This window comes from Erythrobacter alti (assembly GCF_037996805.1).
Classification (GTDB): domain Bacteria; phylum Pseudomonadota; class Alphaproteobacteria; order Sphingomonadales; family Sphingomonadaceae; genus Alteraurantiacibacter; species Alteraurantiacibacter alti.
Window position 1 is genome coordinate 363,817 of record NZ_JBBNAX010000001.1, and the last position, 25,713, is coordinate 389,529.

The following is a 25,713-nucleotide window of genomic DNA, read 5'->3' on the forward strand; positions in this document are numbered from 1 at the left end:
ACGGCCCTTTGTCCTGTTGCGCGAGGCCGCATTGCCGTTACACTCCGTGGCAGGACGTGTGGGAGTGCGCCCGATCGGAATGTTATCCCACATTGAAAGTTTCGATTTGGGAGGACGATTACAATGACCAACAGCCGCGCGTTTCGCGCCACCATTTCCAGCGCCGCTCTGGCCTTCACTCTCGCGCTTGGCGCACCTGCGCTCGCGCAGACTGGGCCGAGCGATGGCTGGGGTCTGGAAGCCACCGATGTGGTGCCCGATCCGACGGTGACGTACGGTCAGCTCAGCAACGGCATGAAATATGCCATCCGCCAGAACGACACGCCCGACGGTGCCGCATCGATGCGCCTGCATTTCAACTTCGGCTCCTTCGGAGAGGCCGATAACGAGCAAGGGCTCGCGCACTTCATCGAACACATGGCCTTCAACGGCACGACCAATGTGCCCGAGGGCGAGATGATCCCGCTTCTCGAACGGCTCGGTCTTGCCTTTGGTCCGGACACCAATGCCTACACCAGCTTCGACGAGACGGTGTATATGCTCGATGTCCCCAATGCTGACGAGTACGGTCTTCAGGTGGCGCTATTCCTGCTGCGCGAGACCGCAAGCGAGATCCTTTTCGATCCGGAAGCAGTAGACCGCGAGCGCGAGATTCTTGTCAGCGAACGACGAACGCGTGACAGTGCCGGCCTGCGCAACTTCCGCGATTTGTTCAACTTCCGCATTCCGGGCACGCGCTATGAGACGCGTTTCCCGATTGGTCTGGATGAAATTTTGCGTGAGGCTCCGGCAGAGCGGCTGCGCGATTTGTACTACCGTTTCTATCGTCCGGAAAACGCCACTCTGGTGGCGGTCGGCGATTTCGACGTTGCCGAGATGGAAGCAATGATCGAAGCGCGCTTTGGAAACTGGCAGGGACGCGGCGATGCGGGCGCCATTCCCGACCTCGGATCGGTCGATTTCGATCGCGAGATTGCCTTTGATACGTTCGTCGATCCTGCAATCAATGAAGGCGTGGCGATTGCCCAGCAGCGCCCCTACACCGATCCGGCCGATACGGTGGCAGAGCGTACCCGCTCGCAGCTCCGCAGCCTCGCAACGATCATCTTCGATCGTCGCATCTCGCGGATTGCCAATCAGGAAAACAGCCCCATTCTTGGTGGCGGTGTCGGGTTCACCGAGGACGAAGGCCTGACCGATTACTCGGTCGTCAGCATCAGCACCCGCGATGGCGAGTGGGCCTCGGGCCTTGCCATTGCCGAGCAGGAGCTGCGCCGCGCGCTCGAATACGGCTTTACCCAGTCGGAACTCGATTACGCGCTCACACAGGTCGAAAGCTCGCTGCGCCGTGCGGTTGCGCAGGCGGGTGCACGCAACAACCGGCAGTTGGCTAGCGCGCTGGTCAATGTCGCGGCAGAGAACGACTTCGTCACTGACCCCGCATGGCGGTATGATCTGTTCGAACAGATCCGTCCGCAACTGACTGTCGATGCCGTCAATGCGAACTTCCGCGAATTGTGGAGCGAGGGCGAACCGCTGGTGCGCGTCACCGCCAAGCAATTGGATGGCGGAGAGGAAGCGGTTGCCGCCGTTTACAATGAAAGCACGCAGCTTGCCGTGGCGGAACCCGAAGACGTAGCCGTCAGCGCATTCGCCTATGACGATTGGGGACCCGCCGGGACCGTCATGGCAGACAGCATGATCGACGATCTCGGCATTCGCACCGTCACCTTCGCCAACAATGTCCGGCTCAATATCAAGCAGACCGATTTCGAGCCGGGCCGCGTGCGCTTCAACGTCCGCATGGACGGAGGTAGCTTTGCGCTGGATGACATGAATGCGACTGCGGCGAGCATATACCTGCAGATTGCCTCGCAAGTCGGCGGCGTCGGCCAGCACAGCTTTGACGAATTGACCGAACTTCTCGCCGGACAGCAGGTTTCGACTGGTATCGGAGCGGGCGAAGACACTTTCGTAGCCGGTGGTGTCACCACACCGGACGATCTCGATATGCAGATGAAGGTCAGTGCGGCCTATCTCACCGACCTCGGCCTGCGCCCTGAGGCCGATGCGCGTTTCGCTGCGGTTATCGATGCCGTTTGGGCACAGCTTCTGTCGCAGCCTGGGCAGGTATTCTCCCTGCGCAGCGGCGAACAGATCGCCGACAGCCCCTATACCGAATTCCCCACGCGGGAAGAGCTGGGCGCCGTCGACCGTGAAGCATTGCGCGATGCAGTGCTGGGAGCAGCAGCGAGTGGAGCAATCGAGATTGGTATCGTGGGCGATATCGATCCCGATGCTGCGATTGCAGCCGTCGCGAACAGCTTTGGCGCCTTGCCCGAACGCAATGCCGACTTTTCGGATTTCGCCGACAAGCGCGTACTGGCTTTGCGCGATCTTTCGGGCGATGAGATCAATGACTACACGCACACCGGTCAGGCCGACCAGGCCCTGGTCGGCAGCATCTGGCGCACGCGAGACGACAGTGATTTCCGCGAGGATATGGGGCTGACGCTGCTATCGGGCCTCGTGCGACTCAAGGGGCTTGAAACCCTGCGCGAAGAACTGGCCGCGACTTACAGTCCTTCGGTCTCGAACTCGACCAGCTCGGACTTCGTCGATTTCGGCACGCTTAGCCTGTCGGCTGTTGTGGATCCTGCGCAGGCTGACGATGTGCGCGCAATCATCACAAGGCTTGCTGCCGAATTGCGCGAAGAAGCGGTGAGCGATGACTTCCTGTTACGCGCCCGCCAACCGCTGCTGGAGAACATTCGCCAGTCTCGCGAAAACAACGGCTTCTGGCTTGGAGTGACCTCGACCGCGCAAGGAGAGGCAGACCGCCTCGATCGTGTGCGCCAGCAGGTCGCCGTACTCGAAAGCTGGACTCCGGAGCAATTGCGTGACCTGGCGCGCACATATCTCGTGCCAGAACGCCGCGCAGATACGCGCATCCTGTACGAAGGGGACGGTGACGCAGGCGAGTAATCAGCCTGATGCGAAAAACAGATTGGCCGGGCCGCGCGCCCGGCCATTTTCGTTTTCAGTCAGCTCTCAGACGACGGGATCGCAGTCGTGTGGATATGCAATTCACCCTCGAGCGTCTTGTGAACCGGGCATTTGTCCGCGATTTCGAGCAGCCTCGTGCGTTGCTCTGGCGTCAGGTCGCCCGATAGCTCGATCGCACGATCCAGCACCTGGATTGGCGCACCGGTCTTGTCGCAATCAATGCAATCCTCATGATGGTCGCGGCTGTGTTCCAGCTCGACGCGAACGCTCTCGAGCGGGATGCCCTTACGGTCGGCATACATCTTGATTGTCATGCTGGTGCAGGTGCCCAGCGCGGCGAGCAGCAGGTCGTATGGTGTGGGTCCATGGTCTGAACCGCCGTAACTCTCAGGCTCATCGGCGATGAACTGGTGCCGCTCGGTCCGCACCCATTGTGCGAACTTGCCGCCCGCCGTCGAGACTTCGACCGTGCCGGCAAAATCCGTTCTTGGCACTTCGGGCAGATGCGTGAGGAAAGGCGTCGCCCAGGCGGCAATGGTCTCGGCTGCATACTCGGCCGCTCCCGGTTCGGTGAGCAGGTGATCGGCACCATCGAGTGCGATAAAGCTCTTGGGATGTTTGGCTGCCTCGAAAATCCGTCGCGCATTGTCGACGCTTACGATTTCGTCCTGCGGTGTGTGCATAACCAGCAGCGCGCGGCCGAGATTGGCAATGCGCTCTCCCTGGGGTTGCTCGCGCCCCTGTTCGATGAAGTCACGCGAAATGCGGAAGGTGCGCCCGCCGAGCGTCACATCACCTTCACCCTCGGCCTCAATCGTTTCCAGTGCCTCGCCGAAATGTTCGAACACGTGGTGAGTATCAAATGGCGCGTTCAACGTGACCACGCCATGTGCCTGCGGAACGTGTTCGGAAGCGGCGAGAACTGCCGCTCCGCCTAGCGAATGGCCGATCAGCAGCACTGGCGGCAGTCCGTGTTCCTCCAGCGCCTGCGCGGCAGCGGTCAGATCTTCGACATTGGTGGTGAAACCGGCATTAGCGAAATCGCCATCGCTTCCGCCCAGTCCGGTGAAGTCAAAGCGCAGCACTGCCAAACCCTTGGCCGCAAGCGCCGCGGCAATACGGGTCGCCGCATGGCTCTGCTTGGTGCAAGTGAAGCAATGCGCAAACAGCGCGGCGCCGCGGGGCTTGTGATACAGCGGCATCTCCAGCCGCCCGTCCAATACCTGCCCATCATTACCAGTGAAGGAAAATTTCTCGGTCGCAATCATGCCTTCCGTCCTTTCTTGTCACCTATAGATCGTTTGAGACGGGGTAACGGTTTCCGCCCTCTTGCGGTAAAAGCGACCACACGCCATAGGCACGCCAAATTGCACATCCGCGCGAAAGGCCATTTTACATGAAAATCCGCATCCATGTTTCGCTCAAGCCCGGCGTGCTCGATCCGCAAGGCCGCGCGGTGCATCACGCACTGGAAGGACTGGGATTCGCCGGTGTCGAGGATGTGCGCATCGGTCGCCTGATCGAACTGGAAGTCGCCGATGACACGAGCGACGCGGCCCTGACCGATATGTGCGAGAAATTGCTCGCGAACACTGTGATCGAAAACTACCGGATCGAAAAGGTCGGCGCATGAAGACCGCCGTCATCACTTTCCCCGGCTCCAATTGCGACCGGGACATGTGGGTTGCGCTGCGCGATGTTTCGGGGCGCGAGCCGGTCAAGGTGTGGCATGGTGATGCGGACCTGCCCGATGGCCTCGACTTTATCGCCCTGCCCGGCGGGTTTTCCTACGGCGATTATTTGCGCAGCGGCGCAATGGCGGCGAACAGCCCGATCATGCGCTCGATCAAGGCCGCAGCCGACCGAGGCGTTCCGGTGCTGGGTATCTGCAACGGATTCCAGGTCCTGACCGAAGCAGGCCTGCTACCTGGTGCCCTGATGCGCAATGCGGGTCAGACTTTCATCTGCCGCACCGTAACTCTCGCTGTCGAGAACACGCAAAGCTTGTTCACCTCGCGCTATGAGGCGGGTGAACAAATAAATATTCCGGTCGCCCATCACGATGGCAACTACTTCGCTGACGAAGAAACGCTCGACAGGCTTGAGGGTGATGGCCGCGTGGCTTTCCGCTATGTCGAAGCCTGCAACGGATCACGCCGCGATATCGCGGGCATTCTCAACGCGGGCGGCAATGTGCTGGGCATGATGCCGCATCCCGAACGCGCCATCGAGGACGATCACGGCGGCAGCGATGGCAGGCGCCTGTTCGAAAGTATTCTCGGCGAACTCGTCTAGTATCAGGCGGCGTGGCGGCGGTTTGCCACGAGTGAGTAGGCCTCGGCAGCAGTCATCGGCCGGCCGAAGTAGTAGCCCTGTATCTTGGTGCAGCCCAGTTCGCGGATAAGGTCAGCCTGCTCGGCTGTTTCCACACCCTCGGCAGTGGTCGACATCTCGAGGCTCTGCGCCATGGCGACAACGGCACGGATGATCGCGAGGCTTTCGGGGCTTTCCTGCGCCGCACCCTGCACGAAGCTGCGATCCACCTTGATGGTGGAGAAGCGGATATTGCGCAGATAGCCGAGCGAAGAATAGCCGGTGCCAAAATCGTCCAACGCCACCGAACAGCCAAGCGCGATGATTTCTTCAAGCGCCTGGTTGGCGGTCTTTCCGTCACGCAGGAACACGCTTTCGGTCACTTCCACTTCCAGCCGTGACGCCGGAAGGCCCGTTTCGGCCAGCGCGGAGACAATGGTGGTGGGGAAATTGGGTTCGAGCAATTGTTCGCCCGAAACATTGACTGCAACCTTCACATCTTCGGGCCAACGCATGGCTTCGCGGCATGCCTGTTGCAGCACCCATTCACCGATGGGAATGATCAACCGCGTATCTTCGGCCATTGGGATGAACTTGGCGGGACTGACAAAGCCGTGCTCTTCGCTGTTCCAGCGCAGCAGCGCCTCGAAACTGACGACTCCTTCGGAGCGGGCATTCACCACCGGCTGATAGTTCAGGCTCAGCTCGTTATTGGCAATGGCATTGCGCAGCGATAGCTCGAGCGTGCGCCGTTCCTCGGCATCGGCGTGAAGCGACGGCACATAAGTGTGGTGCACCCCGCCGCCGTCATCCTTCGAACGATACAATGCAAGGTCGGCGTTCCGCATCAGCGTCTCAACGCTCTGCCCGTCGCGCGGTCCTATTGCGGAGCCGACGCTGGCGCCGATGAAGAGCGTGTGATTGTCGACGATGTAGGGCTTGGAAAGATGCTCGATAATCGTCTCGGCAACGCGGTCGACGCGTGTGTGATCGGTGGCGTCGCGCACCACGACAGCAAATTCGTCACCACCCAGGCGGCCGCATTGCTCATTATCGGTGCAGACCTCGTTAAGACGCTCTGCAACCTTGGTCAGCAGGCGGTCGCCGACGAGGTGGCCGAGTGAATCGTTGACCTGCTTGAACCGGTCGAGATCGATCATCAGGAAGGCACAGCGAGTGCGCCACTGGGCAGAAAAGCGCATTGCCTCACCCAGCGCCTCTGTCAGCATCAGGCGGTTGGGAAGACCAGTCAGTGTGTCGTAACGGGCAAGATAGGCGATCTTCTCGTCACGTTCGCGCTGTTCACTGACGTCAGAGCCCACTCCGCGGAAACCGATGTAATTGCCCGAAGCATCGCGCATCGGCGTGCCTGACAATTCCCACCAACGGCGCTGTTCGCCCAGATGGATTTCGACCAGCAAATTGGAAAAACTTTCGCGTCGCTTCAGCCGTTCGGCGAGATCGTGCAGGCTGCGCGGCACATCACCGCTTTCGAAAGTATGCCCGGCGACAAGCCGGATGAAGCGCTCGCCTTCGATATCGGCAGGCTCGCGGCCCAGTGCATAGGCGAAGCGCGGGCTGACCGAACGCAGGCAGCGGTTGTTATCGACCTGCCACAGCCAATCCGACTCTTTCTCTTCGAATTCGCGCAGCAGGAGCGAAACGACCTCATCCTTCTCGGCAACACCTGCCTCAGCAATTCGCGCCGAGAGATAGGTACGCGCCGAATTGAGCGAGCCCGCCACGATCACGACGATGAAGGCGAGGCTGGCAACGGCAAACAGATAGTCGCCCGAAATTATGAATGATGCAGCACCCGCAACGCCCACGACAAGGTCGAACACCACGGTTGCAACCGGCGCAGAGCTTGACGTTGCAGCGCTACCGGCGACCAACATCGCGGCAAGCGTCCAGATGCCGAAATGCTGTGCGGCATTTCCCATGGGTGCAAAGATCAGTAGCGCGACGATCCAGGGTACCGAACACGCAGCGACGGCTATGGCCTGCCGGCGGAATTCCTCAACCGACATGCCTCGCTTGGATACGCCGATAAATTGGCGATCCACGCGCCCCACGTTGGCGACGCCAGCCACTACCACCACCAACCAGATCCCCAGTGCCCAAGCAGGCAGGGTGCCTACCAACAGGGAAACCGCCATGATTGCGGCAATGCCATGCGCGGCAAGGCGGATGCGGGAAGCCTTGTAAAGCTCGGAATATTGCAGGGCGCGCAGACGCGACCAGTCGCCCTCATCGGGGTCGCGTAATCCGATTACCTGCAGCGGGCCTAATTGCAGCGGCAGTTTCGGTAAGCCAGTAGGGTTCTTGCTCACCCGCCTGCCTTAAACGCATAATGGTTATTGCCCGGTAAACCTGTGTCGTTTCGGGAATTGCCCTTGTGCGTTATTCTACCGTCACGGATTTTGCGAGGTTGCGCGGCTGGTCGACATCGGTGCCCTTGGCCACCGCGACGTGATAGGCCAGCAATTGCACCGGTACGGCATAGACAAGTGGCGCGATCAGGGGATGGACCTTGGGCATTTCGATGGTTGCCATGCAATCCTCGCCCGCCTGCGCAATGCCTTCTGCATCGGAAATCAGCACGACCTGGCCGCCACGCGCCTGCACTTCCTGCATGTTGGACACGGTTTTCTCGAACAGCGGACCCGATGGTGCGAGCACGATCACCGGCACATCCTCGTCGATCAGCGCGATCGGACCGTGCTTCATTTCGCCCGAGGCATAGCCTTCGGCGTGAATATAGCTGATCTCTTTCAGCTTGAGCGCGCCTTCCAGTGCCAGCGGGAAATCCGCTCCGCGCCCAAGATAAAGCACGTCACGTGCGGGAGCGATGAGATGCGCCATGCTGGCAATATCATCGTCATGGTCGAGGGCGGCGTTGAGGCAGGCGGGGGCTTCGAGCAGGTGATCGACGATCTCTGCCTCTTCCTCACGCGACAGATGGCCTTTCTTGACTGCGAAATGCGCGGCGAGTGCGGCGAGCACCGCGAGCTGGCAGGTAAAGGCCTTTGTCGAAGCGACACCGATTTCAGGCCCCGCATGGGTCGGCAGCAGCAAATCCGCTTCGCGCGCCATGGAACTGGTCGGCACGTTGACCACGGCGGCAATGACCTGCCCCTGTTCCCGGCAATGGCGCAGCGCGGCGAGCGTGTCTGCCGTTTCGCCGCTCTGGCTGATGAACAGCGCCAGTCCGCCTTCGGGCAGGATCGGCTCGCGGTAACGGAATTCGCTGGCGAAATCGATATCGACCGGCACGCGCGCAAACTGTTCGAACCAGTATTTCGCGACCATGCCTGCGTAATAGGAGGTGCCGCACGCAACCAGCGTGATGCGGTCGATGGCAGAAATATCGAAATCGATCTGCGGCAGAGCAACCTGTTGCTCGACCGGGCGGAGATATGAACGCAGCGTCTGCGCGACCACGGTCGGCTGCTCGAAGATCTCCTTCTGCATGAAGTGGCGGTAATTGCCTTTCTCGATTGCAGCAGCAGAGGCGCCCGAAGTGCGAACTTCGCGTTCCACCTCGTTGCCTTCGAGATCGCGGATCACCGCCGTGTCGCGCGTGATTGTGACCCGGTCGCCTTCCTCGAGGTAGCAAATCTGCTGGGTAAGCGGTGCCAGCGCGAGTGCATCGGAACCGAGGTACATCTCCCCTTCTCCGTATCCGACGACCAGCGGCGAGCCGAGCCGCGCGCCGATCAGCATGTCGGGAAAGTCGCGGAAAGCGATGGCCAGCGCAAAGGCTCCGCGCAGGCGCGGCAGGACTGTTTGAACAGCCTCTTCGGGAGATGCTCCCCCCTCGATTTCGCGGCTGATAAGGTGGACGACAGTCTCCGTATCGGTATCGCTCTCGAAACTGCGGCCATCGGCACGGAGTTCGTCGCGCAATTCCTTGAAGTTCTCGATGATGCCGTTGTGCACCAGCGCCACGCGCGGTGTTGCGTGTGGGTGGGCGTTCTTCTGCGTCGGAGCGCCGTGCGTGGCCCAGCGCGTGTGCGCGATCCCCGTTTCACCGGGAGCAGGGTTATTCGCCAGCTCCTCGACCAGATTGTTCAGCTTGCCTTCGGCGCGGCGACGAACCAGTTCGCCATCATGGATCGTGCAAACCCCTGCACTGTCATAGCCGCGATATTCCATCCGCCGCAGGCCGTCGATCATCCGCGATGCGACGTGGCCCTGGCCAACAATTCCGATAATTCCGCACATATCTACTGGCTCTCCACCGCATCAATGCGGGAAATTGGTGTCTACGAATTGGTGAGTGAATGTGACAGGGTCCGGCTCAGTTCCGTCTTGCGCGAGAAACTGGACGCGGCCCTTTTGCCAGATTTCGCGTATGCTCGCCTCCATCCCCTCAGGAAACTGCATTCGCGCAACGACGATGTCTTTCCAGCTCCCCTGCGCTTCGAACGATTCACGGAAATGCGGCTCGGCCTCGGTCAGCCACTTGGCATTCGCCTCGTCGAGCCGGCCTATGGCAGACAGCACATAGCTATCGAGCAGGCGCAGGAAAGGCTTGCCTTCGTAACGGTCGCTCACTTGCTTTCGGCTTTCTTCTTTTTCATCGCATCGTGGAAACGGTCGGCCCAGCCGGGTTTGACCAGCTGTTCACCGCGCACCATGCGCAGCTCACCATCGCTGACGTCGCGACTGACCGCGCTTCCTGCTGCTACGATGGCATCCGCGCCGATATTGACGGGAGCTATCAGCGCGCTGTTCGACCCGATAAAGGCGCGTGGTCCGATAGTGGTCTTGTGCTTGAAATAGCCATCGTAATTGCAGGTGATCGTGCCCGCGCCGATGTTTGCGCCCGCCCCGATCGTCGCATCACCGAGATAGGTGAGATGGCTGGCCTTCGCGCCCTCGCCCAGCGTGGCTTTCTTGATTTCGACGAAATTGCCAACCTTGCTGCCCGCCTCCAGCACCGTGCCGGGGCGCAATCTTGCATAGGGGCCAACATCGACATTCTCGCCGACGGTCGCACCCTCGAGGTGGCTGAACGATTTGATGTGCGCTCCAGAAGCGACACTGACTCCAGGGCCGAAGACGACATTGGGTTCGACCACCACATCCGCAGCCAGTTCGGTGTCCCAGCTGAAGAACACGGTGTCGGGCGCGCGCAGGGTGACGCCCGCCTCCATTGCTTCCTCGCGCTTAAAACCCTGCCACTGCGCCTCGGCAGCTGCGAGTTCGGCGCGGCTGTTTATGCCGGTGACTTCGGCTGGGCGATTGGTGTTGACGACCGCACAGGTCTGCCCGTCTGCAATAGCGATATTGACGATGTCGGGGAGGTAATATTCATCCTGTGCATTGTCGTTCTGCACGCGCGAAAGCAAGGGGAACAGGTCTTCGGCGCGCGCAGCCAGCAGGCCCGAATTGCACAGAGTGCAGGCGCGCTCCTCCGCGTTGGCGTCCTTCCACTCGACCATCTTCAATATGCGGCCCTGTTGCGCGATAACGCGGCCATAGCGCAGCGGATCGTCCGGCTCGAAACCGAGCACGACTGAAGCTGGCGTATCGTCGGCATTCAGCCGGTCGAGCATCGCCTGCATGGTGGCAGTCGAGACAAAGGGTACGTCGCCGTAAAGAACCAGCACATCGCCAGAAAATCCGCGCAATGCCTCTTCGGCCTGCTGTACGGCATGGCCGGTGCCAAGCTGCGGTTTCTGCACCGCGTAGGCACAACGTTCGCCCAACTGCTCATGCAATTGTTCGCGCGATTCTCCGACGATGGTGACCAGTCTTTCGGGCTGCAGCGCCTCGACGCTTGCCAGCAGATGTTCGATCATCGGTCGCCCGCCAACTTCGTGCAGCACCTTGTGGCGGTCGCTTTTCATGCGCGTACCCTTGCCAGCGGCAAGAACAATAGCGGCGATAGGTCTGGTGTCGCTCATGCCGGGGGCCATGCCATCATTTGATTGCGGTTTCCATACGCCTGTCTATCTGCCCCCTCATCATGACAAACTTTCCCTTCGACATCATCCTGTTCGATCTCGACGGAACGCTGGTCGATTCCGCGCGCGACCTTTGTCCTGCGGTGAATCACGCTCTTGGCGTGATCGGACGCGCCCCGGTCAGCGAGAGTGCAACCCGCAATATGATCGGCGGCGGGACCGACATGATGCTTACCCGCGCGCTGGAAGCGACAGGCGGGCTGGTGAGCGAGGCCGATTATGAACGCCTGACCGCTGCCCTGCTCGATCATTACTGGGCCAATATCGCGACCAATACGGTGCCTTTCCCCGGCTGCCACGAAGCGCTCGACCTGCTTGACAGGCACGGCTGCGAGCTCGCCATTTGCACGAACAAGTCCGAAAAGCCGGCGCGCGAATTGCTCGACGCGCTTGGCCTGACGCACCGCTTTGCCGTGATCTACGGCGGAGACACGCTGGGACGCGAACGCGCCAAGCCGCTGCCCGACATGCTGCAAGCCGCCATCGCCGATTGCGGCGGCGGACGCGCTGCGATGATCGGTGATTCAACCTATGACATGCGCGCGGGCCGTGCCGCAGGTGTGACGGTGGTGGCATGCCGTTTCGGCTATCACGATGTGCCGGTGTCCGAATTGGGCGGCGACGTTCTAATCGATGACCTCTATCACCTTGTTCCCGCTCTAGAAAACTTGTCCTGTTGAAGCCGTAGGCTGGGTGTATTGACTTAACAACACAGTAGTCTACCTTCCGCCTCGGGACATCCCACAGGGGGAGATGGATATGTACAGCGAACAGGACCTGCGCGATGCCGTAGCGGGCGGCGCTATCAGTGCAGAAAACGCAGATGCCCTGCGCCAACACGTGGCGCACATGCGCAAGATGCCGGTGACGGACGAAGAAAACTTCCGCCTCGTCAACAGTTTTAACGATATTTTCGTGACCATCGCAGCCGTGCTGCTGCTCGTCGCCATGGCGGGTATCGGCAGCGCCCTCGTGGCCGGACTTGCTGGCGCGCTGGTTGCAATCGCTGCGTGGTTCATGGCTGAATTCTTCACCAAGCGCCGCCGTATGGCGCTGCCGTCCATCGTGCTGATGCTGGCCTTCGTGGGCGGTGTGGTTGCCGCTCCGATCGAGATCCTCAGCGAGACTGCTGCCGACCAGAACGAGCGGCTAATGGGCGCGCTTGTGGCCGCCAGCTTCATTGCAGGCGCAATTGGCGCTTACCTCCACTGGCGGCGTTTCATGGTGCCGATCACCATCGCTGCCTTGAGCGCCACGGTAGCCGCATCGGTCATCGCGCTGATCGTGACTGCGATTGGTCCCGAGAGCATCGCCAATCCCGAACGCCTCGTGCTTGCGCTGGTCTTTATCGCTGGCCTTGCGATCTTCGCCTTCGCCATGCGCTGGGACATGAGTGACCGCAGCCGGTCAACACGGCGCAGCGATGTGGCCTTCTGGCTTCACTTGCTGGCCGCTCCGATGATCGCGCATCCGCTGTTCCACTGGCTCGGCATCACCGATGGCAGCATGGTCGGCATAGGCGGCGCCATTGCGGTGCTGGCGGTGTACCTGGCTTTCGGACTGGTTGCGCTCGCAATCGACCGCAGAGCACTGCTGGTCTCGGCCCTCGCATACGTGCTGTTCGCGCTTGTCGAACTATTCGACGAATTCGGCATGGTCGAATTGTCAGTGGCGCTTACCGCACTCGTCATCGGATCGGCGTTGCTGATGCTAAGCGCTTTCTGGCCCGGAATTCGCGGTGTGGTGGTGACCAAGCTTCCCGGCGCCTTGCAAGCGCGCCTGCCTGTTGCTGGCGCGATGCCGCAAGCCGCCTGAATATATACACAGTTGGAGAAGCCCGTCGGTCAGCGACTCGCGGGCTTTTCTATGCCTCCACGGCTTTCACCAGCCGCCGTTCGACAGGGGCCAGCACGCCGCCGAGATCGTGTCCGCGCTTGAGGACTTGCCCCTGCTCGCCGAACAATGTCCACATGCCCTGCTTGTTGCGGAGAGCCGGGCGCTTTTCCACCCGCGTCTGCGGCACTTCGGTAGCGCGGCGGAAAGCTGCGAAAATCGCGCAATCCTTCGTGAAGTCCATCGCATAATCGCGCCATTCACCCGCTGCCACCATGCGGCCGTACAGGTCGAGGATGCGCACCATCTCCTGCCTCTCGAAGCCGATCTGGGAAGGTGCGCGATTGCCGGGGAATGGGAGAATATTGGGAGCGCCGGGCAAGGACCGCATCAGTTCTTGGTGCCGCTCTTGCGCCCGCTGAACAGGTCGGACTCACCGTCTTCAGCCGCAGTTTCGGCCGCTGGCAAAGCCTTGCGCAATACTTCTACCTGTTTCGAAAGTTCTGCGATCTGGTCTTGCAGCGCCTCTACCTGTTCATTCGGCGCGGGATCACATGGCTCGTCGCATGGCGTACCGTATGGGATGAACTCCTTGACCCAGTCTTCCGCCGGGACAAGCGTCGATCGCGCCTTTAGGCCGACCATCGTGGCACCCTCTGGCACGTCTTCGGTGACAACGGCGTTGGCACCCACGCGGGCGCGCTCTCCAATAATAATCGGTCCGATAATCTGCGCGCCGGAACCGATGATGACATTGTCGCGCAAGGTCGGATGGCGCTTGCCGCCCTCACCATTGGTGGGATTGGTGCCGCCCAGCGTAACGCATTGGTAAATCGTGACATTGTTGCCGATTTCGGCTGTTTCGCCGATGACGGTAAAGCCATGATCGATGAAGAAATTCTCGCCGATCTTTGCACCGGGATGAATGTCGATCGCGGTCAGGAAGCGGCTGAAATGATTGACCAATCTGGCAAGCAGATACATTTCCGCTTCGAATAGCCAATGCGCCACCTTGTGCAGGCCGAGCGCAAGGACACCGGGATACAGAAGGATTTCCCAGCGCGAGCGCGGCGCCGGGTCGCGGGCATGGACCGAGTCCAGATAGCTGATCAGCCGTTCGAACATCGCGATATCAGTTTCCCATCAAAACCCGCTCAAAGCAAGCGGGGCTCTTCCGGACCGTGCACAGCCTCCAGTGCAGCGCGCCAGATTCCCTGTGTAGGTGGGGCCTTTCGCTCGAGAGACAAGCGATCGATTGTGGCGACCAGTCGCTCCAGATCGGCCTGAGAGCGGCTTGCGCGCGGGATGAGGTAGTCTGCAGCATCGGCGGGCAAAGGCAGTCCGCGTTCCTCCGCGAGGGACAGAAGCAGTCCTTTCGCCATCTCATCATCGGGCAGGCCGATATCCAACTGGAGCGAACCGCCGAGCCGCGATCTGAGATCCGGCAGGGTGATATCCCAGGGTGGCTCACCGCCGACGATGAGCAATGCCGTGCCGCTTTCCTGTGCGCGGTTCCAGCGGTGGAACACGGCGTCTTCGTCCAGCAAGTGCGCGTCGTCGAGCGATTCGCCAGCACCGCTTTCAGCAAACCAGCGTGCAAAAAGTGATTTACCCGAACGCGGCGTGCCGGTGAGTACGGCGGTACGAAAAGGCCAGCTTGCGGGGGCAGCCAGAGCTTCTGCGACATGCGCATTGCCCGTTCCCACGACGATGCGTGAGGGGCCTGTTCCGGCCTTCAACGGAAGGGCGATCTGCTCCACCGGCTCGCTCCTGCCAGCGCCTAACGCGAAATGCCGAGCGCGTTCGACCCTTCATTCACAGCCCAGCCGCGCGAACGCAAGGCACCCGCCAGTGCGGAGAGCTCGCCATTGTAAGTCACGCGCAGCACTGATGCGCCGCCGATCGCGGTCGAATTCACCGTAACACTGCTGACACCCGGCGTGCCGCGAAGGAGCGACAGGGCAGTGTCAAACGAGGCCGCATCTGGAGTGGCAACTTGCACCGCAAAGGTCGCCGCTGCTGCAGTCGTAGCTGTCGGCTGCGGCGTCGGCTCGACTTCTGTAGTGTCTTCGCCGCCAGCCGGTTCACGCGCCGCGTTGCTCTCGGCCAACTCGCCGCTGCGAGCCTCTTCGAGAAGCGCACGAAGCGCGGGACTGATTTCGACATTGTCGAGTGTCAGGGTCGGATCGGGTCGTAATGTTCCTGCACTCAACGCTGCTGAATAAATCCTGTCGAATCGCTCGATCGCACGGTTGAGCATGGCTGGTAGAGCCGCCTCGCTGTCCGCGCGCAGTGAAAAATCGGCGAGATAGCGGTTGTCCGGACCATATCGCGCCGTAAAGCGCCCTTCGACCGGGCCGCCCGGATACTCCCAATGCAGATTGGCAATCGGCACGAGCACGTCTGCCGCACCAAACTGGTCGAGAATGTTGTTCCACCATGCGCGGCTGCGGCGACCTGTCTGGCCGTAAGTCAACAGCAGCGATTCGCCGCCCGCGCCCGAGGGGCGGACATAATCGATGGCGCTGTTCCCGAACTGGTATTGCGCCCATGCGTGCTGCCACGGATTGCGCACTTCGAACATCGTCTGCGTGCCGCCCGAAATCATAGTCGGCAAGGTCAGCATCGGCGCAGAGCGATTGCGCGAGCCGGTCGAGCCAAGCAGTGCGCCTGCCCTCTGCCGATCGAAAATGACGCCCAACCGAGCGATGTAGCGGCGCGGACCGATATTTTCCTCCTCGACCACGATGGCCGCGACCAGCGAATCGAGCCGGTCATCCGAGATATCCGGCCCGTCGAGTTGTTCCCACGCCTTGCGCTGGGCTTCTTTCCAGCCGTTTTGGCGCGCTTCCTCCGGACTGTCTCCGGTAGTGTTCACCTCGATGCCGCCCACGTCGATATCGCTGCTGCTGGCGACAGGCGCGATGCCTCGTTCCCCTGCAACCTGTGCTATCAACGATGTGATTGCGACAAGGCACAGCAATGCCGCAGCCACGGCCCCTATAAGAGCTGGAAGGTGCCTGGCAGGCGGGCGGAAGAGGATCGAAAGTGTTCTCATCGGGGAAATCGCCCGCCTTTTGCCTAAAGGCGAGTGGAAATCCAAGCACGAAAGCCTATGGGAGCATGATGAGTTCGGACACACCCTCTTATACATACGAGCAAGCCGGGGTCTCGATCGATGCGGGCAATGCGCTCGTCAAGGCGATCGGACCGCTGGTCAAGGCCACCATGCGCCCCGGTGCAGATGGCGAAATCGGCGGTTTCGGCGGCTTCTTCGATCCCAAGGCGGCGGGCTACAAGGATCCGCTGCTGGTGGCGGGGAATGATGGTGTGGGCACCAAGCTCAAGCTCGCTATCGAGAACGACAGGCACGACAGCGTCGGGATCGACCTGGTTGCCATGTGCGTGAACGACCTGATCGTGCAGGGGGCAGAACCCTTGTTCTTCCTCGACTACTTTGCCACCGGCAAGCTCGACAACGGCGTGGCCGAGCGGGTCATCGCGGGTATCGCCGAAGGCTGCAGCGAAGCCGGCTGCGCGCTGATCGGCGGCGAGACGGCGGAAATGCCGGGCATGTATGCCGAAGGTGACTACGACCTTGCAGGCTTCTGTGTCGGCGCGGTCGAGCGGGGGGAACAGTTGACGGGCGAGAGAGTCGCGCCCGGCCACGTCCTTCTCGGCCTCGCGAGTTCTGGCGTTCACTCGAACGGTTTCTCGCTCGTGCGCCGCCTTGCCAGTGACAAGGGCTGGAAACTCGACCGCCCTGCCCTGTTCGATCAGGACCAGTTGCTGATCGACACCCTGATTGCGCCGACGCGAATTTATGTGGAAAGCCTCCTGCCTGTCGTGCGCGCTGGTCAGATCGATGCGCTGGCACACATCACGGGTGGCGGTTTGCTTGAAAACCTACCCCGCGTCCTCCCCGAGGGTGCGCGCGCTGTTGTTGATGCCGATAGCTGGAAACAGCCGCGCCTGATGGCGTTCCTGCAGGCGCAGGGCAATATCGAGCCCGGAGAAATGGCGCGCACGTTCAATTGCGGCATCGGCATGGTGCTGGCGGTCACGCCGGACAAGGTCGATTCGGTGAAGGATGCGCTCGCCGAAGCCGGCGAAACGGTCTGGCAAATCGGCGAGATTGTTGAAGGCCAGCGCGGTTGCACCGTACGCGGTTCGGCGGGCACATGGTCGGCAAAGCAGGACTGGGATGCCGGACACGATGCCTGAGGCAAAAGTGCCGCAAAAGGTCAAGGTCGCTTGCCTGCTATCGGGCAACGGTACGACAATGTCGGCGCTGCTGTTCCAGTCCAAACTATCCGATTGCCCCTATGAAATCGTGCTGGTCGCCAGCAATAATCCCGATGCACCCGGACTGAAGATTGCCGCGGCGGAAGGGATCGCGACCTTTTCGCACGACCATCGCGGCATGGATCGCCGCGCGCACGAAGAGGTAATCGACGCGGCCCTTCGCGATTCGGGGGCGGAGTATCTCGCGCTGTGCGGATACATGCGCATCCTGACCGAAGAGTTCTTCGCCGGATGGGAAGGCCGGATGGTCAATACCCATCCCTCCCTGCTGCCGAAATACAAGGGCCTCGACACCCACCAGCGCGCGATCGATGCCGGAGACGCCTACGGTGGTTGCTCGGTGCATGTCGTGACGCCCGAACTCGATGGCGGGCCGGTGCTTGGCCAAATGCCGGTCGCGATACTGCGCGATGACACTGCAGACAGCCTCGCCAGTCGCGTTATCCTCGCTGAATACCAGCTCTACCCGCGCATTTTTGCCGAATATGTCGGACGGCAGTACCGTGCGGACTGGCTGTTCGACCGCGTGCAGGAACTGGCCATGGCACTTCCCGAAGCCGAGGCACGTGAAAGCCACGGGTCACCTGGCTGGCGCACCGGCGGGAAGAGCGGCAAGTTCTTCGCCCATTTCAACGACCAACACCACGGCAGCGAACATATCGCCGTGCTGGTCAAGACCGGCGGACCGGACGAGGTCATCGGTCTGTCCGAAACCGCGCCCGAGACCTATTTCAAACCCGCCTATTACGGCGCGAGCGGCTGGGTCGGGATCATCCTCAACCGGCCCGGGGTCGATTGGGACAATGTCGCCGAATGGCTTGAGCGTAGCTGGCGCATGGTCGCTCCCAAGCGGTTGACAAAACTGCAGGAAATAGCGGACCAGTTCTGACCGATGCCCCCTCGCCCACACCCGCTGTCCCGCTCTCCCATGGTCGGGCGCAGCTGTGGGTGGCTGGAAAGCGCCTGGTCCAAGGGTGTCTTCTCGCGCCCCTCGCTCGATCCGGAGGCGCTTTTCGACAAGGCGCTGGGTGATGCCCTTGCACACGGCGAATATGGCCTCCGCGCCGCAGATGAGGTGGATGATTTCCGGCTGCGATTGCAGAGCTTGTGCGCAGCGCTCGAAAGCGAGGCGACGCTCAATTCGCTGGGTCTCACCATCGCGCACGGACAGCTTGTTCGAGTTATCCGCCAGCGGCTCGATCTCGGCGCGCTGTGGAGCCAGCAGCCCGACCTTGCTGCTACGCCGCTTGCCCCTCCTATTATCATCGTCGGACAGATGCGTAGCGGTACGACCCGCATTCACCGATTGCTCGCCGCCGATCCGCAATTTGCCGCGACCCGCTTTTGCGACAGTTGGCATCCAGTCCCGCGCAAGCCGGACACGCGGCCAGCATGGTCTGCCCTGTCCCTCGTGTTTGCACGAACACTCGATCCCTGGCTCGATTCGATCCATCCGTTCGGCGTGACACGCCCCGACGAGGAACTGGGCTGGCTCGCCTGCGCGCTCAACCACTGCGCCTATGAAGCGCAGTGGCGCGTGCCGTCCTTCACGGCCTTCTCTGAAAGCCGAGACCCTGCGCCGGTCTATCGTGAATTTGCGCGAATCCTCGCAACCGATGCAGCCAACCATGGCAATGCGCACTTGCCGCGCGTGCTCAAGGTCCCGCAATTTGCGGAGGACCTTTCCGCATTGCTGGCCGAATTTCCCGATGCCCGCGTGATCCTGACCAATCGCTGCGACCAGCAAACCGCCGCGAGCGCTGCCTCGCTCGTCGCCAACCAGATGACGATCCAGTCGGATCATGTCGATATGGCATGGATCGAGAAGGAGATGGCGCGCAAGATCGCTTTGCGACAGGACCGGATGGATTCCGCGCTAGCCGAATTTGCCGGACCGGTCACAAGGGTGGATTTCGATGCGCTGTCCGCGAATTGGGAAGGCCAGGTCGAGCGGATTTATTCGGAACTCCGCTTGCCGATGAGCGAACTCTCGCTCGCCGCTATCCGTAACGAGCATGAGCGCGCAGCCACTTCGGAACACCGTGAACACGCACGCCAATATCGCGCTTTTGCCAGCGCCGAAGCCTGACAGGTCAGCGGCTAAACCCGCGCGACCTGCTCGTTTGAGTGCGCGTCTTCGCTTCCCAAAATTGATTGGAAAGATGATGCCGGATACACGGCGTAAGCCTGCCACTCGCACAGCTTGCGTCCGACGACGCGGGCGCGCCACTGCGTGGCACGCGCCATGCGCGGATCATGGCTGTGCGCCGATCCGCTGATCAACACGTGATCCCTCCGCCTGCTGATTGAAGTCGCATTCAAGCGAAACTCCGGCGAAAGCCGCGACATTCGCTGTAGCGCATCAAGCGACTGAGACTTACCCATGATCGCATTGCACGAACTGTCGATCAGGCAGAAATCCTCATGCACAAGATCTTCCAACGCATCGATATCATGCGCGTTGATAGCCCGGATAAACTTCCGGACGATCGCAACACGAGAAGTCGGACGCCAGATACGCATGAGTGCTCCCCCCTCCGCACGACATGTGCGACTCGTGCGAACTGCGGATTAGCGTCCGCAGTTCGCAACAACACTCAGCAACCTAGTAGATTAGCGCAAAATTCGGAATGGCCGTTGGCCGAGTTGCGCAATTAAATTGCCTTATCCGACGATTTCGTCTTCGTTGAAGAAGAATTCAATTTCGGTCTTGGCATTCTCGTCACTGTCAGAACCGTGGACCGAATTGGCCTCGATGCTTTCAGCAAACGACTTGCGGATCGTGCCTTCATCGGCATCGGCAGGGTTGGTTGCGCCCATGATCTTGCGGTTGCGCGCCACGGCGTCTTCACCTTCAAGAACCTGCACCACGACCGGGCCGCTGATCATGAAGTCGACCAGTTCACCGAAGAAAGGACGTTCCTTGTGGACCGCGTAAAAGCCTTCGGCCTGCTCGCGGGTCATCTGGATGCGCTTGGAAGCGACAACGCGCAGACCGGCCTTTTCCAGCATGTTGGTGACAGCACCGGTCAGGTTGCGGCGTGTGGCATCGGGCTTGATGATCGAGAACGTGCGGGTAACCGCCATGGGAATTTCCTTCGGTAAATCGGGTGAATCAATTGCGCGCGCCCCTAGCGCCACTGCTCCCTTACGGCAAGCCCGGTGCGTATCCGCAGCTTATTCGCCCGGCGCGCGGCTCATGGTCAGCATGGCAGTGGTTCTGCCTTCCGAAGTGCTGGCATTGAAGCTGAATGTCTCGCCGTCCGGCCCTTCACCGCTGATAATGCGGTTTGCACCTGACGTCATTTCCATGCCGAATTCGATCCCTGCGGCAACTGCCTGCCTGCGATAGAACGCAGTCATCTCTTCGACCGACGCGCTACTTGTCATGATGATGAGACTGCCTTGGCCGTCATTGCCGCTCACCACGGTATTGGTGACAACTTCGGCTCCCGGATAGATGCTGAAGCCCTCGGGAAGATCTGCCTCAAGGTCGCTGCGACTTGTTACGAAGGTTTCATTGCCATCATCGTCGGTGAAGCGCATCTCGGCTTCGCCACTATCGTTGTCGGTCCGATATTCTGCCGTGCCATCCTCGGTTTCGATCGTCGTGGTGTCGCTGTCCCCACATGCCGCAAGCGCAAGCGCCCCGACCAATGCCATCAACAAGCGCATGATTTCCCCCTCCAATAACCGACGAGGTCGTGATTGCACACAGGACCGGAAGGTCAAGGCCCTTCGACCCAGCGCCCGTCCTGCTGTTTCCAGAACTTGCGCTCCAGACCCTCGCGGGTTTCAAGCGTTTTCCATGTCTCGCGCGCCTGGCCGCGCGTCGCATCGTCGAACAGGTAGAGCACGCGGCTAAAGCCGTCGCCCGGCTCGCGCCATTGGCCGTCGGCGATCAGCAGGAAACTCGCGCCATTGACGGGTCCCACCTCGTTCGAAAGCAGGATCGGCTGGCGCGCATCATGCTCGTCGCCTGCAAGGCCATTGGCAAGGAATGCCTGAGGGGTCGCCTCCCACAGCGCGCCAGATATTGTATCGAGCAGGTCGAGATCGTCAGCCACCACCAGCAACCGCTCTCCCGCCTCGCGCACCTTGCGAGCGAGCAAGGCGATGGCGGCCGGAGCCGGGTCGCTGGAAAGGAGATAGAAGTCTACTCTCACGAAGCTTTTTCTCCTTTCGATCTACGGCAGCGTTCGGAACAGAACTTCACCTCGTCCCAGTCCCGCTCCCACTTCTTGCGCCATGTGAATGGCAGGCCGCACGCTGCGCAGGTCTTGGTGGGCAGGTCTGCCTTCTTGCGCATCCTGCCCATTCAATGCCGCCCTGCCGCTTCGCTGCCTGAAGGCATGACGCCTTAGCTTTCGACCGTATCGCGCACGAAGCGGTCAATCAGGCGTACGCCATAGCCGGTTGCGCCCTTGTCCCAGGTCGCGCCGGGCTTGTCTGCCCAGACCATGCCGGCAATGTCGCAATGCGCCCAGTTCACGCCATCCTCGATGAACCGCTGGAGATATTGCGCGGCTGTGATCGAGCCTGCCCAGCGCGGACCGACATTCTTCATGTCCGCGATCGGACTGTCGATCAGCTTGTCATACTCAGGCGCAAGCGGGAAACGCCACAACTTGTCACCACTCGTTTTGCCCGCAGCCAGCAGATTGTCCGCCAGCGCATCATCGTTGGAGAACACCCCGCCGTGTTCGTGGCCCAATGCGATCATCATCGCGCCGGTCAGCGTGGCAAGGTCGACCACGGTGTCAGGCTTGAACTCCCGCTGTGCCCAGGTGAGCGCATCGCACAATACCAGCCGACCCTCGGCATCGGTGTTGATGACCTCGATCGTCTGCCCGCTCATGCTGGTCACGACGTCGCCGGGACGCTGTGCATTGCCGTCGGGCATGTTTTCGACAAGGCCGCATACACCGATGATGTTGGCCTTCGCCTTGCGTCCGGCCAAGGCCAGCATCGCACCCGCGACCGCGCCCGCGCCGCCCATGTCCCACTTCATGTCTTCCATGCCCGCACCCGGCTTGAGCGAGATGCCGCCCGTGTCAAAGGTCACACCCTTGCCCACGAAAACGGTCGGCTTGTCGCCTGCATTGCCGCCCATCCACTTAATGACGAGCAGCTTGCTGTCGCGGCGCGAGCCCTGCCCGACTCCAAGCAGCGCGCCCATGCCGAGTGTGCGCATCTCGTCTTCATCGAGCACCTGAATTTCGGCACCAGTGCCCTTGAGACGCTCCTGGCAGCGTTCGACGAAAGACTGCGGATAGATCACGTTCGCAGGTTCTGCGACGAGTTCGCGAGTGAACTCCACGCCGGTCGCCACCGCGCGGGCATCTTCCCACGCCGCTTGCGTGCCATCCGGAGCGCCTACGGCGTCGATTGTTTTCAACGTACGCTTTTGCTCGTCGCGCAGCCTAGTGCGATAGGTGTCCCACCGCCAGCTGCGCAGTCGTGCTCCCATCAGGACAGCAGCCGCGTCTTCTGCCGAAAGGCCGCTATCGCTGAAATCGATGGCCAACGCTTTCTCGCCGCTGGTCAGATATTTCGCGGTCAATGCCGCGCCTGCCTTTTCCAGCGCAGCGAGGCGTCCGGCATCCTTTTTCTTGCCGGCACCAACAAGGGCGAGTCGCACGACATTGCCATCGGCTTCATGGAAACCGTCGAAGACCTGCCCTGCCTTGCCGGTGAAGCGAGAGGCCTTGGCCCCTTCGGCAACGGCACGCGGCAAATCGGCAGGGAGCTTGTCCTGATCGACTATGCGGGCGACGATTCGCGGGCTTTCAGCATCTAGGCTGTCGTGGAATTCAATCTTCATGGAGGCTCCCGGGGACTGGTGTTCTGTGTCTGGAATGCAAGGATTTACGGCCCTGCAAAGCTGACATTGCAGTTAGGAGCGCGTGGTGCGATAGGCAAGCCATGCTCCCCGGCTCGACACATATGCCCCAGGCCATGATCCGACAAATTTCTGCCACTGGCGCGGCAGGCATCGCGCTCCTTTGCGCCGTGCCTCAGGCCGCTGCGCAAGACGAAGATGCTCTCGAAACGCAGGTAACGGCTCCGGCCGTCCCCGAATTCAACGATGATGGCCAGCGCCAGATCGGATTTGAGGCCGATACGCTGGAATATGACCAGAACACCGATACGGTCAGCGCATCGGGTAATGTTATCCTTCGATCGGGCGACCAGTCGTTGCGTGCGGATGAGGTTACCTGGAACCGCCTTAGCGGAGAGATCATCGCGACCGGCACCGTGCGGCTGGTTGATGAGGACGGCAACCAGCTCTTTACCGACAGCCTGACCTTGACCGACGAGCTTGAAGCCGGCGCGATGACGAACCTGCTGCTCGCTTTTCGGCAAGGCGCGCGCCTTGCTGCCGTGCAGGCGACCCGCACCGAAGATGGCGACATTGCGCTGGACCGGGCAGTCTATTCCTCTTGCGCGGTTGTCGATGCCGACGGCTGTCCGAAGAGCCCAAGCTGGCGCATCACGGCAGAGCGGGTGTTTTACGACAGTGAGACCGAACAGATCCGCTTTACCGGTGCCTATCTCGAATTGTTCGGTGCGCGGATCCTGCCGCTACCCGGCCTGACCGTTCGTGCCGATGGACGGGCAAGCAGCGGTTTCTTCGTCCCCGACATCGGTCTGACCGCATCCAACGGTGTCGAGATCAGCGAGAGCTTCTACTGGCGGCTGGCCGACAACCGCGACCTGACCGTAACCGGCTACGTATACACCGAAGCCGCGCCGATGGTGTACGCCCAGTATCGCCACCTCACCGGCAATGGTGCCTTTCAGGTCGAAGGCTATGCCACTTACGGTTCGCGCATACCGCTCAATGCAACAGTGCCGACGTCCGAGAACGACCTGCGCGGCTATCTCGCCGCCAATGGTCGCTTCCAGCTTGACGAGAACTGGACCGCACAAGGGTCGCTCCGGCTCGCCAGCGACCGCACATTCCTGCGTCGTTATGACATCAGCCGCGAGGATCGCATCCGCTCGACCGTCTCGCTCGAGCGGATCGATGACAATTCGCTTGTCTCGATTGCGGGATGGGCAACGCAGGCGCTTCTTGTCAGTACAGATCAGGGACAGGTCCCGATCGCGCTGCCGCTGATCGATGCGCGATACAGGCTGGAAGACCCGGTCTTCGGCGGCCAGGTCGAATTGCAGGCCAATACACTCGCCATAACTCGCACCGAAGGGCAGGACACGCAGCGCGCCTTCACCCGTGCGCAGTGGGACCTTCGGCGCATCACGCCGTGGGGGCAGGAAGTGACCGTCACCGGCCTGCTGCGCGGCGATGTCTACCATTCGGATGGCAATTTGCTCACCAGCAACCCGTTTTACCGCGGCGAAGGGGGCTGGCAGACGCGCGGCGTGGCGTTGGCAGCGGTGGACGTGAAATGGCCATTCATCGGCAGTTTCCTTGACGGAACGCAGATCCTGACCCCGCGTGTTCAACTGGTCGCCGCGCCGGACATCCGCAATCTCGACATCCCCAACGAGGATGCCCGCGCCATCGACTTGGAAGATTCCAACCTTTTCGCGCTCGACCGCTTTCCGGGCTACGATCGCGTCGAAGATGGCGTGCGACTGACCTACGGTGTGGACTGGCAAGCCAACTTCCCCGGCTGGCGAATCGCGAGTTCGATCGGCCAGTCCTATCGCCTCACCGACGAACCCACGCTGTTTCCGGACGGTACCGGCCTCAACGAGCAATGGTCCGATTTCGTCGGGCGGACCGAGGTTCGCTACAACGACTTCATCAAGTTCACGCACCGCTTCCGGCTCGACAAAGACAATTTCGCCGTACGCCGCAACGAAGTGGACGCGACGGTCGGATCGGACAGCACCTATTTCGAGATCGGCTATTTGCGGCTCGACCGGGATATCGACTTCACCTTCGAGGATTTGCAGGATCGCGAAGAATTGCGCGCTGCAGGGCGACTTGCCTTTGCGCGTCACTGGTCGATATTCGGCTCGGCAGTGGTCAACCTGACCGACCGGGAGGAAGACCCCTCCTTCACCGCCGACGGGTTCGAACCCCTGCGCACACGGCTTGGCATTGCCTATGCCGATGATTGCCTCGAATTCGGCCTGACATGGCGGCGCGATTACATTCAACTTGCCGATGCGCAGAGCGGCAACAGTTTCCGCCTGTATTTCAGTCTGCGCAACCTCGGGTTCTGAGCGCAATGCCGGTCAACTCACCCTTGGCGAAAACGGGCGGCTCAGCTAGGGTTCAGCCTTGGTTTCACATCAGCTACACGCA

At 61.1% G+C, this 25,713-nt stretch carries 24 protein-coding genes; 9 read left to right on the top strand and 15 right to left on the bottom strand.

What is annotated here, in order from left to right:
- The first annotated feature begins 123 nt into the window (after positions 1-123).
- Complete coding sequence (locus AAC850_RS01725) at positions 124-2,985, top strand: M16 family metallopeptidase (RefSeq protein WP_340586823.1); 2,862 nt, start codon at positions 124-126, stop codon at positions 2,983-2,985.
- A 59-nt stretch (positions 2,986-3,044) separates the two neighbouring features.
- Here AAC850_RS01725 and AAC850_RS01730 read toward each other — a convergent pair whose 3' ends face one another.
- Entirely contained in the window at positions 3,045-4,274 is a 1,230-nt protein-coding gene (locus AAC850_RS01730; protein WP_340586825.1) for a bifunctional alpha/beta hydrolase/OsmC family protein, read from the bottom strand.
- A gap of 128 nt (positions 4,275-4,402) precedes the next feature.
- Here AAC850_RS01730 and purS point away from each other — a divergent pair, with 128 nt between their 5' ends.
- Complete coding sequence (gene purS, locus AAC850_RS01735) at positions 4,403-4,639, top strand: phosphoribosylformylglycinamidine synthase subunit PurS (RefSeq protein ID WP_340586826.1); 237 nt, start codon at positions 4,403-4,405, stop codon at positions 4,637-4,639.
- Positions 4,636-5,301, top strand: coding sequence for a phosphoribosylformylglycinamidine synthase subunit PurQ (purQ, locus tag AAC850_RS01740; RefSeq protein ID WP_340586828.1), 666 nt, complete (start codon positions 4,636-4,638; stop codon positions 5,299-5,301). Before purS ends, purQ begins: the two co-directional genes overlap by 4 nt.
- Before the next feature lie 2 nt (positions 5,302-5,303).
- Here purQ and AAC850_RS01745 read toward each other — a convergent pair whose 3' ends face one another.
- The 4 genes from AAC850_RS01745 to glmU all read right to left on the bottom strand — a co-directional run bounded on the left by AAC850_RS01745 (position 5,304) and on the right by glmU (position 11,234).
- Entirely contained in the window at positions 5,304-7,652 is a 2,349-nt protein-coding gene (locus tag AAC850_RS01745; protein ID WP_340586829.1) for a putative bifunctional diguanylate cyclase/phosphodiesterase, read from the bottom strand.
- Positions 7,653-7,722: 70 nt separating this feature from the next.
- Positions 7,723-9,546, bottom strand: a complete 1,824-nt coding sequence (glmS, locus tag AAC850_RS01750) for a glutamine--fructose-6-phosphate transaminase (isomerizing) (protein ID WP_340586831.1) — start codon at positions 9,544-9,546, stop codon at positions 7,723-7,725.
- Between the two features lie 21 nt (positions 9,547-9,567).
- Positions 9,568-9,879, bottom strand: a complete 312-nt coding sequence (locus tag AAC850_RS01755; RefSeq protein WP_340586833.1) for a hypothetical protein — start codon at positions 9,877-9,879, stop codon at positions 9,568-9,570.
- Positions 9,876-11,234, bottom strand: a complete 1,359-nt coding sequence (glmU, locus tag AAC850_RS01760; protein WP_340586835.1) for a bifunctional UDP-N-acetylglucosamine diphosphorylase/glucosamine-1-phosphate N-acetyltransferase GlmU — start codon at positions 11,232-11,234, stop codon at positions 9,876-9,878. Before glmU ends, AAC850_RS01755 begins: the two co-directional genes overlap by 4 nt.
- A gap of 62 nt (positions 11,235-11,296) precedes the next feature.
- Between glmU and AAC850_RS01765 the strand changes: the two genes are divergently transcribed.
- Together AAC850_RS01765 and AAC850_RS01770 are read left to right on the top strand one after the other, a co-directional pair.
- The gene (locus AAC850_RS01765) at positions 11,297-11,974 is read left to right on the top strand and encodes an HAD-IA family hydrolase (RefSeq protein ID WP_340586836.1); all 678 of its coding nucleotides are present in this window, start codon (positions 11,297-11,299) and stop codon (positions 11,972-11,974) included.
- A 79-nt stretch (positions 11,975-12,053) separates the two neighbouring features.
- On the top strand, positions 12,054-13,109 hold the full coding sequence (locus AAC850_RS01770; protein WP_340586838.1) for a hypothetical protein: 1,056 nt from the start codon (positions 12,054-12,056) through the stop codon (positions 13,107-13,109).
- A gap of 49 nt (positions 13,110-13,158) precedes the next feature.
- On the opposite strand, the gene AAC850_RS01775 is transcribed toward AAC850_RS01770, so the two are convergent.
- The 4 genes from AAC850_RS01775 to AAC850_RS01790 are packed head-to-tail and all read right to left on the bottom strand — an operon-like array spanning position 13,159 to position 16,122.
- The gene (locus AAC850_RS01775) at positions 13,159-13,518 is read right to left on the bottom strand and encodes a DUF2794 domain-containing protein (protein WP_340586839.1); all 360 of its coding nucleotides are present in this window, start codon (positions 13,516-13,518) and stop codon (positions 13,159-13,161) included.
- Positions 13,518-14,252: a serine O-acetyltransferase EpsC gene (gene epsC, locus AAC850_RS01780; protein ID WP_340586841.1), complete on the bottom strand. Its 735-nt coding sequence runs from the start codon at positions 14,250-14,252 to the stop codon at positions 13,518-13,520. The genes AAC850_RS01775 and epsC overlap by 1 nt, the downstream gene beginning before the upstream one ends.
- 29 nt (positions 14,253-14,281) lie before the next feature.
- Positions 14,282-14,887 carry an HdaA/DnaA family protein gene (locus AAC850_RS01785; protein WP_340586844.1) on the bottom strand — a complete coding sequence of 202 codons (606 nt, stop codon included), beginning with the start codon at positions 14,885-14,887 and terminating at the stop codon, positions 14,282-14,284.
- Between the two features lie 20 nt (positions 14,888-14,907).
- Positions 14,908-16,122 carry a heavy-metal-associated domain-containing protein gene (locus AAC850_RS01790; protein WP_340586846.1) on the bottom strand — a complete coding sequence of 405 codons (1,215 nt, stop codon included), beginning with the start codon at positions 16,120-16,122 and terminating at the stop codon, positions 14,908-14,910.
- 131 nt (positions 16,123-16,253) lie between these two features.
- On the opposite strand from AAC850_RS01790, the gene purM reads away from it, so the two are divergent.
- From purM to AAC850_RS01805, 3 genes are read left to right on the top strand one after another with little or no spacing between them, the layout of a single operon-like run.
- A complete protein-coding gene (purM, locus tag AAC850_RS01795; RefSeq protein ID WP_340587226.1) occupies positions 16,254-17,351 on the top strand; it encodes a phosphoribosylformylglycinamidine cyclo-ligase in 1,098 nt (365 codons plus the stop codon).
- Positions 17,344-18,321, top strand: coding sequence for a phosphoribosylglycinamide formyltransferase (gene purN / locus AAC850_RS01800; RefSeq protein ID WP_340586848.1), 978 nt, complete (start codon positions 17,344-17,346; stop codon positions 18,319-18,321). Before purM ends, purN begins: the two co-directional genes overlap by 8 nt.
- 39 nt (positions 18,322-18,360) lie before the next feature.
- Positions 18,361-19,521, top strand: coding sequence for a sulfotransferase family protein (locus tag AAC850_RS01805; protein WP_340586849.1), 1,161 nt, complete (start codon positions 18,361-18,363; stop codon positions 19,519-19,521).
- A gap of 11 nt (positions 19,522-19,532) precedes the next feature.
- Here AAC850_RS01805 and AAC850_RS01810 read toward each other — a convergent pair whose 3' ends face one another.
- The 6 genes from AAC850_RS01810 to AAC850_RS01835 all read right to left on the bottom strand — a co-directional run bounded on the left by AAC850_RS01810 (position 19,533) and on the right by AAC850_RS01835 (position 23,256).
- Positions 19,533-19,955 carry a nuclear transport factor 2 family protein gene (locus AAC850_RS01810; protein ID WP_340586852.1) on the bottom strand — a complete coding sequence of 141 codons (423 nt, stop codon included), beginning with the start codon at positions 19,953-19,955 and terminating at the stop codon, positions 19,533-19,535.
- A gap of 141 nt (positions 19,956-20,096) precedes the next feature.
- On the bottom strand, positions 20,097-20,519 hold the full coding sequence (ndk, locus tag AAC850_RS01815; protein WP_340586854.1) for a nucleoside-diphosphate kinase: 423 nt from the start codon (positions 20,517-20,519) through the stop codon (positions 20,097-20,099).
- Between the two features lie 90 nt (positions 20,520-20,609).
- Positions 20,610-21,107, bottom strand: coding sequence for a hypothetical protein (locus tag AAC850_RS01820; protein ID WP_340586855.1), 498 nt, complete (start codon positions 21,105-21,107; stop codon positions 20,610-20,612).
- A gap of 53 nt (positions 21,108-21,160) precedes the next feature.
- Positions 21,161-21,598, bottom strand: coding sequence for a DNA polymerase III subunit chi (locus AAC850_RS01825; protein ID WP_340586857.1), 438 nt, complete (start codon positions 21,596-21,598; stop codon positions 21,161-21,163).
- Positions 21,595-21,750 (bottom strand): DUF2256 domain-containing protein, encoded by a 156-nt coding sequence (locus tag AAC850_RS01830; protein ID WP_340586858.1) that lies wholly within the window; start codon positions 21,748-21,750, stop codon positions 21,595-21,597. The genes AAC850_RS01825 and AAC850_RS01830 overlap by 4 nt, the downstream gene beginning before the upstream one ends.
- A gap of 42 nt (positions 21,751-21,792) precedes the next feature.
- On the bottom strand, positions 21,793-23,256 hold the full coding sequence (locus AAC850_RS01835; RefSeq protein ID WP_340586860.1) for a leucyl aminopeptidase: 1,464 nt from the start codon (positions 23,254-23,256) through the stop codon (positions 21,793-21,795).
- 134 nt (positions 23,257-23,390) lie between these two features.
- On the opposite strand from AAC850_RS01835, the gene AAC850_RS01840 reads away from it, so the two are divergent.
- The gene (locus AAC850_RS01840) at positions 23,391-25,631 is read left to right on the top strand and encodes an LPS-assembly protein LptD (protein WP_340586861.1); all 2,241 of its coding nucleotides are present in this window, start codon (positions 23,391-23,393) and stop codon (positions 25,629-25,631) included.
- The last annotated feature ends 82 nt before the right edge of the window (positions 25,632-25,713 follow it).